Origin of the sequence: Rhodoplanes sp. (genome assembly GCF_013377085.1) — a bacterium.
Classification (GTDB): Bacteria; Pseudomonadota; Alphaproteobacteria; order Rhizobiales; family Xanthobacteraceae; genus Rhodoplanes.
In genome coordinates, this window is the sequence record NZ_JACAAX010000020.1 from 102,214 (window position 1) to 112,170 (window position 9,957).

The window sequence follows — 9,957 nt, forward strand, 5'->3', positions numbered from 1 at the left end:
CGCAAAGCTGGGCCGAAATGTGACCCGGCCGGGCGGTGTCCCGACCGGTCCGGAATGCGCGTCTGTCCAGAGAGTCTAGTGATTCAGAAGCAATTTCGCCATACCAGAGGCGAAATCGACTGGGGTTCGCCTTGGCGGCGCCCGACAGTCGAGGGCGAGCAGGAGAGAGCGCGTGACCGTCATCCAGCCTCCGCGGCCCGGCACGATGCCCGGGCGTCTTCCCGAAAACGCCAAGCTTCCCGAGGACTTCCATCCTGTTTCGGGGGCCCGGACGCTGCTCCGCGCAACCCGCGCCGGAACCCTCGCCACGAACGATCGGCATACCGGCCACCCGTTCGGCTCCTTGGTGAATGTGGCCACCAGCCCGGACGGCTCGCCCGTCATCCTGGTGTCGCGGCTCGCCACCCACACGGCCAATCTGGAGCGCGACGGCCGCGCCTCGATCCTTTTGGCGGCGACCGGCAAGGGCGATCCACTCGCCCACCCCAGGCTCACCGTACTGGGCAACCTGGTGCGCGACGACGACCCCGCGCTGCGGCGGCGCTTCCTCTCCCGCCATCCCAAGGCCGAGCTCTATGCGGCGCTGCCCGACTTCTCGATCTGGCGCATGATCGTCGCCGCCTTCCACCTCAACGGCGGCTTTGCGCGGGCCGCCGACCTTTCGCCCGAGCAGGTTCTGACCGACCTCGCCGGCGCCGAGGACCTCTTGGCGACGGAGGAGAGCGCGGTCGCGCACATGAACCAGGACCATGCCGAGGCGGTGGCGCTCTACGCGACCAAGCTCGCGGGCGGGCCCGAGGCCAAGGAGAACGTTCCCTGGACCGTGACGGGCCTCGACCCCGACGGGCTCGATCTCGCGGCCGGCGACCAGACGCGGCGCGTCGCCTTCCCGGAGCGCGTCACGTACGCCGCGCAGCTCCGCGCCGTGCTGAAGACGCTGGCCGACCAGGCACGGGCGACGGGGTAGGGATCGCGGCTCCCCGGGGCAAGCCGGGCACGGTAATCTGCAGGTGCCGTCGTCTATGAACCGGCCGGCTTGGGGACGGACACCGCCGTGATGAATGCACGCAGGGCGTCCATCACGTCCTTGGTCAGCGTGAAACCGGCATCGCCGCGCAGCCATGCGTTCACCAGACCGGACATCAGGCCGTAGCACGCAAAGCCGGCGATCGACGCGGGCCATTCGGGCTTCAGCCGGTGGTGTTGCTCGGCAAACTCAAAAATCGTGGTGATGGCGCGTCTCAGGTTGTGCTCGAACGCACGCAAGCGGTCGGGGGCCTGGACCGCGACGACGTTCGCGAGAGTTGTTTCGAGTTGGAACGCGGTGGAGTCCCGCTCCATGTCCGAGAAGACACGGCCGACGACAGCATCCAGCTCGTCCAGCGGATCAATCTCCTTGTTGATCTTCAGACGTTCGGCGAGTTGCTCGAGCGGAAGTCCTCTTCGGTCCGCCAGCGCGAGCAACAATCCTTTCTTGTCGTGAAAATGCCAGTGGACTGCGCCCCGCGTGAAACCCGCAGCCTCTGCGATTTCTTCGATCGAAACATCGACTACACCCTTCTCCTTGAAGAGGTTCTCGCTGGCCGCAAGGATACTTTCCCTCGTTTGCTCGGCTTCCTGCTTCGTTCGCCGCATGACCGATGTCCTGTTAACGAACTTTATACATACATATGAATGTATGTGCGCGGGTGTAGGCCCGGGACGGCAGCCGAGATCCCCAGCCTTCCTTCCGCAGGAGTGTCCGAATGGCAAGGCGAAAAGACGGGGGGCACGGCGGCCACGGATGGTTCGTCACCTTTGCCGACCTGATGGCTTTGCTGGTCGCATTTTTCGTCATGTTGGCTGCAACCTCGAACCAGGACCAGCAGAAGCTGCAGGCCATCGCCGGGTCGATGCGCGACGCCTTCGGCGTCCAGGCCGCTGTCCGCTATTCGGGCATCATCGAGGTGCCCGGCCTGCCGACCCGGCCGAAGCTCAAGAACGCCGCCCACATCCCGCCCGAGGAGGCCTCGGCCACTCCGACCCCGGATCAGCACGACCGCAACAGGACCATGGGCGCGCGGCTGAAGGAGGACAGGGCCTTTGCGCTGGCCGCGGCGTCGCTGCGCCAAGCCTTGCAGGACATGCCGGAGCTGACCGAGGTCAGCAAGCACATCATGATCGAGGAGACCCGCGAAGGCCTCAACGTCGAGATCATCGACCAGGATGGCCGCTCGATGTTCCCGGAGGGATCGCGCGAGCCCTACGAACGCACCCGGCGGCTGATCGAGAAGCTCAGCGTCCCGCTCAAGTCGGCCGCGTTCCGCATTTCGATCACGGGTCATACCTCGGCGACCAAGACGCCGTTCCGGCCCGGCTCCGGGCCCTGGGAGCTGTCTGCCGAGCGCGCCAGTGCGGTGCGGCGCATCCTGGAGGAGGAGGGGATGCCCGGCACCCAATTTTTCGGAGTGACCGGCAAGGCCGACATCCAGCCCCTCTTTCCCGATGATCCCTTCGTCGCGGCCAATCGGCGGGTGACGATCTCGTTGATCCGGGAGGAGCCTCCGATGCCGCTGGACCTGAAACCCTGATCCGCCTCGCGCGCGGCGGACGGCGGGTCTCGCAGCGGAGCAACGGCTCCGGAAATCTCTCCGCGAGAAATCGCGCGCTGCTCGCGCGCTCGGCGAGTGTTTCTATGTGCGAAATGCCGCAGACGGAGCGTGCGCGCGCGGCCCGGCGCGCTATGATCCCCGGCGTCGACACTTCCGGGAGTTCTCAAAACATGCACCGACTGCTGCTCGCCGGGCTTTCGCTCGGCTTCCTGGGCTCGTCCGCACTCGCCCAATCCCCCGCCCCGGCTCCGGCGCCGGCCCCCGCGCCCGCTGCGGCGCCGGCCACGTCGAGCCCGGTGCTGCCCTCCGGGTCCGCCAAGAAGGAGCCGATCGCGCTGCGCGACATGGGCTCGTTCCATATCGGCGGCCGCATCGTCGAGGTCGCCGGCAAGCCGGTGCGCGAGGTGGTGTTCGCGGCCGGCGGCACGCCCGCCAAGATGGACCCCAACGGGCCCTATCAGGTCGAGCAGATGTATGTGCAGTACTTCCTGCCGGCGAACCGCAAGGGCAAGGTGCCGCTCTTGATGTGGCACGGCGGCGGCCTCACCGGCGTGACGTACGAGACCACTCCGGACGGCCGCGACGGATGGCTCAACATGTTCGTGCGCAAGGGCTGGGACGTCTACAATTCGGACGCGGTCGAGCGCGGCCGCTCCGGCTATCCCGGCCCCGACATCTGGCCGAGCTCGCCCGTGTTCCTGACCCGCGGCAATGCCTTCGAGCGCTTCCGCATCGGCCAGGGCGCCGGCTCGTGGAATGCCGACCCGGCCAAGATGAAGGCGATGCCGGGCAGCCAGTTCCCGGTCGAGGCCTATGACAATTTCGTCCGCCAGGGCGTGCCGCGCTGGCTCGACAGCGACGGCCCGATCATCGCCGCCTATACGGAGCTGGTGCAGAAAGTCTGCCCCTGCGTGCTGCTGTTCCACAGCCAGGCCGGCGGCTTCGCCTTCAAGATCGCGCAGGCGCATCCCGACAAGGTCAAGGCGCTGGTCGCGGTCGAGCCGGCCGTGCCGGGCGATCCCGAGAAGGCGGCAGCCCTGAAGACCGTGCCGATCCTGATGGTGTTCGGCGACTACATCAACGAGGACTCGCGCTGGCCGGCGATGCGGGCCAAGGACGTCGCCTTCGGCGACGCCGTGCGGGCGGCGGGCGGCAGCGTCGACGTGATCGACCTGCCGACGGTCGGCATCAAGGGCAACTCGCACATGCTCATGATGGACAAGAACAACGGCCAGGTCGCCGACCTGATTCAGGACTGGCTGGTGAAGAGGGGGCTGGTGGAGTGAGCCTTCGCCACGCCGCGTGATCATCGACAAACGTCGTCCCGGAACGCAGGCCGAAACGCCGCGCTCCGGGACGGCGCGCTTCCTGACGACTTGCTTCGTGACGATGTGCTTTCCGGCATGCCTGTCCTGTCCGCGCCGGCATGCACTCCGGCCGTGGCGACGTTGATCTTTCGCGACCCCGGGCTTACGACTCGGAACACGCCTCAACAAGACTTTCGCAGTCCGAAATTTTCTGCTCGTTCGCCTTCTTACAATGACGCGGGACAGACCGCGACCATTCGCGCCGCGATCGCGCGTCTCGCCAAAGAACGACGACACGGGAGGGCCGCGATGACTCGCGTCGCCACGGCGACGAGGCGCAGGCTCGCTGCACTCGCGATGTGCGGTCTCGTCTGCGCATGGATCGGTTCGCCCGGCGACGCCGTGGCGCAAGCCGGCGAGTCGAATTGGCCGGACCGGCCGGTGCGCTTCATCGTTCCGTTCCCGGCCGGCAGCGCCTCCGACATCGTCGCCCGCATCGTCGCCCAAAAGCTCGGCGCGCTGCTCGGCCAGCAATTCGTCATCGACAACCGCTCGGGCGCGAGCGGAAATATCGGCGCCGAAGCGGTCGCACGCGCCGCACCCGACGGCTACACGATCGGGCTCGCCACCAACAGCACGCACGCCGTCGCAGCGAGCATGTCGTCGCGGCTCGGCTACGACCCGGAAGCCGACTTCACCATGGTGTCGATGATCGGCGCCTCGCCCTATGTGCTCGCGGTGCATCCCTCGGTGCCGGCCACCACGGTCGCCGAGCTGATCGCGCTGGCCAAGGCGAAGCCGCACGAGCTCAGCTACGGGACGGCCGGCCAGGCGAGCCTGGCGCATCTCGCCGCCGAGTTGTTCTCCACCATGGCCGGTGTCGACCTCGCCCACATCCCCTATCGCAGCTCCGCCCAGGCCGTTCTCGACGCGACGACCGGTCGGATCGAGCTGCAGTTCGGCACGCTCGGACCGACGCTCGAGCAGATCCGCTCGAAGCAGTTGCGAGCGCTCGCCGTGACGTCGCCGCAGCGGATCGCATCGCTTCCCGATGTTCCGACCATGCAGGAGGCCGGCCTGAAGGGCTACGACGTGGCGCTGTGGATGGCGCTGGTGATGCCGGCCGGCGTCGCGCCCGGCATCGTGGCGCGGCTCAACGCCACCACCCGCCAGGCGCTCACGTCACCGGAGGTGGTCGCGGCCCTCGAGGCGCAGGGCATGGACCCCGCCCCCGGCACGCCCGAGGCACTCGCCAGACTGATTCACGACGAGATCGGCAAATGGCGCGCACTCGTCGCCTCGACCGGGCTCAAGCCGTGAGTCGAACCCGGCGCGACGGCTCCCCGGATCGGCGCGCCATCGACGCGGTGTCCTGACGACATCATCTTCGACCCTTCGCAGCGTGGAGATATGCGATGCTCGACCAGACGGAGACCACCACCTCGACGAGCGGGCACGATCAGCGCCGCGACGGCCCGCTGCTTCCGGTGACGATGGCGATCGCCGACTACGACCGCACCCGCCTGCTGGTCGACGGCCGGGTCGAGCCGGCCGGCATCGACCTCGGCGTGACGGTCGGCAGCATTCCGGAGTTCTGCCTGGTGCCGGTCTACGAGCAGTACGACGTCGCCGAGATGTCGCTCTCCTGGTACCTGATGGCGCATTGCCGCAACGAGCCGGTCGTCGCCCTGCCGGTTTTTCCGCTCCGCATGCCGGTGCACGCCTACATGTACACCCGCGCCGATGCGCCTTACACGAGCCCGCGCGAGCTCGTCGGCAGGCGCATCGGCACCAAGCGCTACCGCTCCACCATCAATGTCTGGCTGCGCGGAATCCTGAAGGACTTTTACGGCATCGTGCCGTCGGACTTTCATTGGATCACGCCGGCCGAGGAGGGCGGCGGCTTCGTCGTTCCGGACGGCATCGAGGTGACGCTGAAGCCCGGCGAGATGGCCGACATCGAGGCGATGCTGTTCGCCGGCGAGATCGACGCGCTGTTCACGCCGGTGCTTCCCGAGGCGGTGCTGCGCGGCGACCGCCGCATCCGCCGGCTCTATCCCGACAGCCGGGCGGAATCGCGCGCCTACTCCCGCCTGACCGGCTTCCTGCCGATGACCCACACGATCGTCATGAGCAAGCGGCTTTACGAGCGCGAGCCCTGGGTGGCGCGGAGCATCGCCGCCGCTGTGATCGAATCGCAGCGCCAGTGGGTGAGCTTCGCCCATGCGGATCCGAAGCACCTCACCGCCTGCGAGGCCGTCTACACGCTGGAGGAGGAGCGCGCCGCCTACGGGCCCGATCCGTGGGCGCACGGCATCAAGGCCAACCGGCCGGCGCTGGAGACCTTCATCCGCTACGCCCACGAGCAGGGCTATATCGACCGCCGGCCCAGCCCCGACGAGATCTTCGCGACCAACACGCTGGACCTGTGAGGCCGGCGCGCCGGGGTACGCCCTCGACTGTCAGCTCGCGATCTCTGCAATCAGGGTTGTGAGCGGACCTTCATCGCCCTCGAAGCTGCGGATGGTCGCGTCCAGCATCGTCTCCGGCTGCATTCGGTCGAGGTCGAGCGCGTGCCCCGCATGCTCGGCCAGGAGGGTGATAAAAGCGAGCTGCGTGCGGCCGTTGCCCTCCCGGAACGGATGCACGGCATTCAGCTCGGCAAGAAAATGCGCGGCCTTGTGCGCGAAATCTCCGCGATCGATGCTCGCGAAGAAGCGATCCCGGCGCAGCCCGGCAAACAGCTTGTCCATCTCGGTCCCGATGTGCTCGGGATAGCAGAACAGGCTACCCCCTTTGCTGATGCGCACCGTGCGAAACCGGCCCGCCCACGCATAGACATCCTGGAAGAGGTGGCGGTGAACGGCGCGGTAATGCGTCGTACTGAACCGCCCGGCCGGCATCGGTTCGCTGCTGCGCTGGAGCAAGGCGTCGTGCTCGAAGGCATCCAACGCAGCCTGATCTCTGATGTTCGCGCGATTCCGCAGGACCGTCGTGCCGGGATAGCAATGGGGATCCTGCTGCGCGTCGTACACTGGACCGATCAGGCCTTCTTGGCGTGCTTTCGCAATATCGCGGACCGCCGCTCCTCGTCCGACAGTCCTCGCCGATCGAAGTCGGCGAACATGTCGCGACTGGCCGCGCTTGTCCGGATCCCCTCGACGGCGCTGATCTTCTCGAGGCGAGAGCGTCCCAGCACGAAGCCGGTTTTGCCGGACGATGTCTTTGCGGGTGGAGCAGGCTTTGTCATCGTCAAAGATTAGCATACTGCAAGGCTGTCGACAGCAGGCTCATCCCGCCCGGCCGCACCGGACCGCCCGGATCGTCGTGCCGGCCGCCCCTCAATCCCGCCGGAACACGATCGAGGCGAGCCAGCCGGTCATCAGCGCCATCATGGCCGTGACGATGCCGTAGAGGAGGCCGTTGTCGACCGCCGCGGTGGCGACGAAGCGCTCGAAGCCGACCTTGGTGATCTCGAAGGCCGAGGTCGAGCGCGTCACCAGCATGCCGTCGTGGAACAGCTTGACGTCGACCTCGTAGGTGCCGACCGGCGCCTCGGCCGGCACCGGGATCGAGGCCTGGAACAAGGTCGGCGACAGCATGGTCACGGCACGCGCGTCCTCGACATAGAGGCGCCGCTCGGTCTTCAGCCGCAGGAAGGCGCGGCGGAACGGGTCGTCCGTCACCACGTCGGCGACGTCGGGCCCGATCTGCTGCGGCAGCACCACGTTGTTGAGACCGATCTGCAGGCGGCGCAGCCGCTCGGCCGACACCACCTGGTCGAACGGCCGCGTGCCGAGGATCGCCAGATAGGCCGGCACATCGATGAAGGTGCGCGAGTCGGCGTTGATCCAGATGCCGAGCATCCGGTCCTTGCGCAGCGTCTTGAGGGTCTGGCGCGGGCCGACCACGGTGGCGATCACGTCGAAGCCGCCGCGCCGTACCGGCCCGGCGCCGTCGCTCTCGACCGCCCCGAACAGCACCACCTCGGCGCCCGTGAACACCGAGTTGATCAGCACCCGATGAGTCGACAGCGAGGTGACCAGCCGCTCGGCCGCGCCGGCCGGAGCACCGAGCGGGAGCAGCGCGACGAGCGCCGCAACGGCGGGGAGGAGCGCGCGTCTCACCGGTCGCCCTCCATCAGGCGGAACGAGAACATTTCGCCCGGCGTCACGAACAGGTTGACGGCGAAGCGCAGGCCGACCGCCAGCACCAGCAGGCCGAGCATCAGGCGCAGCCGCTCGGAGCGCATCTTCTGCCCGGCCTGGGCGCCGAACTGCGCGCCGATGACGCCGCCCACCATCAGGATCAGGGCGAGCAGCGCGTCGACCAGATGGTTGGTGGCGGCGTGCAGGATGGTGGCGCTCGCCATGGTGACGAGGGTGAGCACCATCGAGGTGCCGATCACCACATTGGTCGGCACGCGCAGGAGGTAGATCAGCGCCGGCACCAGGATGAAGCCGCCGCCGATGCCCATGATGGCGCCGAGAAATCCCATCACCAGGCCGATCGCCCATACCGGGATGACCGAGATGTAGAGCCGCGACTGCTTGAAGCGCACCTTGAGGGGCAGGCCGTGCAGCCAGGTGTGGCTGCCGGAATGGCGCGCCGGCGCCTGCTTGTTGCGATGCGCCCGCACGATGGCGCGCAGGCTCTCGGCCACCATCAGGCTGCCGACCGAGCTGAGCAGGATGACGTAGGACAATGCGATGACGAGGTCGAGCTGGCCGAGCGCGCGGAGCTGGGTGAACAGCCAGACGCCCGACGCGGTGCCGATCAGGCCGCCGATCAGCAGCATGAAGGCGAGCGCGAGATCGATGGCGCGGCGGCGCCAGTAGTTCAGCGCGCCCGAGAAGGACGAGGCGGCGATGTGGCTCGACACGGTGGCGACTGCGACGGCCGGCGACACGCCGATGAAGATCAAGAGCGGCGTCATCAGGAAGCCCCCGCCGATCCCGAACATGCCGGAGATGAAGCCGACCGCGATCCCCATCGCGAAGACGAGGAAGACGTTGACCGGCAGGTCGGCGATCGGAAGGTAGATTTCCACGGCTTCACGTCCGCGGCCTGGTCCGAGGACGCACGCCGGTAGGGGTACGGGGTCGTGACGACGGCGCAGTGCGGCGAAGCCCTACAGGCTCGTCCGGCAAACTCAAGTGAATTCTGCCCGCTCGCGGCGAACCGTCTCGGGGCCGGCAGGCCCCGGCCGCAACCCTGCGGCCACACCCGCGGCCGTCGCGCTCACAGCCGCGCCGCCTGCTCCATCGGGATGCGGCCCTTCGGCTTCGGCCGACCCTGGCCGGCGGTCGCGTCCTCCCATCCGCCGGGGGGCGGCGGCACCGTGACGGCCTCCTCCGGCGCGACCAGCGGCACGAAGGTCTGGGCGGCGAGCCGCGCCGCCGTCAGGCTCTGCTGGTCGAGTCTCTGGCCGAGGTCGTCGCGCTTCTTGGCGGCGTCCTTGTCGCCCTTCTGGGCCGCGATCGCGAACCACTTGTAGGCTTCGGCGAGGTTCTGCTCGACGCCGATGCCGCGCACATAGAGTATCGCGAGATTGAACTGGCTGTCGGCAACGCCGTGGCGGGCCGCCCGGGTGAACCACTGGGCCGCGGTGACGAAGTCCGGCTTGCCGTCGATGCCCTCGGCATACAGCACGGCGATGTTGTGCATGGCGTTGGCGTTGCCGCGGTCGGCGGCAGCCTGATACCAGCGCCGCGCCTCGCCGATGTCTTTCCTGATGCCCTGGCCTTTCTCGTAGAGGCTGCCGAGGCGGAACTGGGCCGGCGCGAGGCCGAGCTCGGCGGCGCGCAGGAACCACGGGACCGAGGCGGCGAGGTCGGCAGGAACGCCGCGGCCCTCGGCGAGCCGCATGGCGATCTCATAGGCGGCGGCCGGGCTCCTCTCGGCGACGCCGGCAAGCAACGGCTTGGTGGCGAGGCCGGACGGCAGCGTCTCGGGCCAGTCGCCGGCGGTGCCCGACGGCGGCACGGTGGCGAGCGGCGTCGCCGGCGGGATCGCCGGGGCCGCCGCGGCGGCGAGCGGGGTCGCGGGCGCGACCGACC

The 9,957-nt window shown here is 68.3% G+C and carries 11 protein-coding genes; 6 read left to right on the plus strand and 5 right to left on the minus strand.

The annotated features are described in order from the left end of the window. Window positions 1–172 precede the first annotated feature (172 nt). Entirely contained in the window at window positions 173–967 is a 795-nt protein-coding gene (locus HXX10_RS15590) for a DUF2470 domain-containing protein (protein WP_296523634.1), read from the plus strand. 53 nt (window positions 968–1,020) lie between these two features. Here HXX10_RS15590 and HXX10_RS15595 read toward each other — a convergent pair whose 3' ends face one another. Then, a complete protein-coding gene (locus tag HXX10_RS15595; RefSeq protein ID WP_296523635.1) occupies window positions 1,021–1,635 on the minus strand; it encodes a TetR/AcrR family transcriptional regulator in 615 nt (204 codons plus the stop codon). Between the two features lie 110 nt (window positions 1,636–1,745). Between HXX10_RS15595 and HXX10_RS15600 the strand changes: the two genes are divergently transcribed. The 4 genes from HXX10_RS15600 to HXX10_RS15615 all read left to right on the plus strand — a co-directional run bounded on the left by HXX10_RS15600 (window position 1,746) and on the right by HXX10_RS15615 (window position 6,330). After that, the gene (locus HXX10_RS15600; RefSeq protein ID WP_296523637.1) at window positions 1,746–2,570 is read left to right on the plus strand and encodes a flagellar motor protein MotB; all 825 of its coding nucleotides are present in this window, start codon (window positions 1,746–1,748) and stop codon (window positions 2,568–2,570) included. A gap of 191 nt (window positions 2,571–2,761) precedes the next feature. Further along, window positions 2,762–3,877 (plus strand): esterase, encoded by a 1,116-nt coding sequence (locus HXX10_RS15605; protein ID WP_296523639.1) that lies wholly within the window; start codon window positions 2,762–2,764, stop codon window positions 3,875–3,877. A 330-nt stretch (window positions 3,878–4,207) separates the two neighbouring features. Next, window positions 4,208–5,218 carry a tripartite tricarboxylate transporter substrate binding protein gene (locus tag HXX10_RS15610; RefSeq protein ID WP_296523642.1) on the plus strand — a complete coding sequence of 337 codons (1,011 nt, stop codon included), beginning with the start codon at window positions 4,208–4,210 and terminating at the stop codon, window positions 5,216–5,218. A 95-nt stretch (window positions 5,219–5,313) separates the two neighbouring features. Next, window positions 5,314–6,330: a hypothetical protein gene (locus HXX10_RS15615; protein WP_296523644.1), complete on the plus strand. Its 1,017-nt coding sequence runs from the start codon at window positions 5,314–5,316 to the stop codon at window positions 6,328–6,330. A 30-nt stretch (window positions 6,331–6,360) separates the two neighbouring features. On the opposite strand, the gene HXX10_RS15620 is transcribed toward HXX10_RS15615, so the two are convergent. Then, a complete protein-coding gene (locus HXX10_RS15620) occupies window positions 6,361–6,933 on the minus strand; it encodes a Fic family protein (protein ID WP_296523646.1) in 573 nt (190 codons plus the stop codon). Between HXX10_RS15620 and HXX10_RS15625 the strand changes: the two genes are divergently transcribed. Further along, a complete protein-coding gene (locus HXX10_RS15625; protein ID WP_296523664.1) occupies window positions 6,832–7,161 on the plus strand; it encodes a hypothetical protein in 330 nt (109 codons plus the stop codon). The two genes, HXX10_RS15620 and HXX10_RS15625, sit on opposite strands and share 102 nt — an antisense overlap. A gap of 78 nt (window positions 7,162–7,239) precedes the next feature. Here HXX10_RS15625 and HXX10_RS15630 read toward each other — a convergent pair whose 3' ends face one another. From HXX10_RS15630 to HXX10_RS15640, 3 genes are all read right to left on the minus strand, one after another. Next, the gene (locus HXX10_RS15630) at window positions 7,240–8,025 is read right to left on the minus strand and encodes a TIGR02186 family protein (protein WP_296523648.1); all 786 of its coding nucleotides are present in this window, start codon (window positions 8,023–8,025) and stop codon (window positions 7,240–7,242) included. Next, window positions 8,022–8,948, minus strand: a complete 927-nt coding sequence (locus HXX10_RS15635) for a sulfite exporter TauE/SafE family protein (protein WP_296523650.1) — start codon at window positions 8,946–8,948, stop codon at window positions 8,022–8,024. Before HXX10_RS15635 ends, HXX10_RS15630 begins: the two co-directional genes overlap by 4 nt. Window positions 8,949–9,139: 191 nt before the next feature. Continuing rightward, the coding region (locus HXX10_RS15640; RefSeq protein WP_296523652.1) for a tetratricopeptide repeat protein at window positions 9,140–9,957 on the minus strand (818 nt) is incomplete at its 5' end.

Coding starts and splice junctions, on each gene's coding strand:
- HXX10_RS15605 (WP_296523639.1), top strand. CDS start 2,762: ATGCACCGACTGCTGCTCGCCGGGCTTTCGCTCGGCTTCCTGGGCTCG.
- HXX10_RS15610 (WP_296523642.1), top strand. CDS start 4,208: ATGACTCGCGTCGCCACGGCGACGAGGCGCAGGCTCGCTGCACTCGCG.
- HXX10_RS15595 (WP_296523635.1), bottom strand. CDS start 1,635: ATGCGGCGAACGAAGCAGGAAGCCGAGCAAACGAGGGAAAGTATCCTT.
- HXX10_RS15600 (WP_296523637.1), top strand. CDS start 1,746: ATGGCAAGGCGAAAAGACGGGGGGCACGGCGGCCACGGATGGTTCGTC.
- HXX10_RS15615 (WP_296523644.1), top strand. CDS start 5,314: ATGCTCGACCAGACGGAGACCACCACCTCGACGAGCGGGCACGATCAG.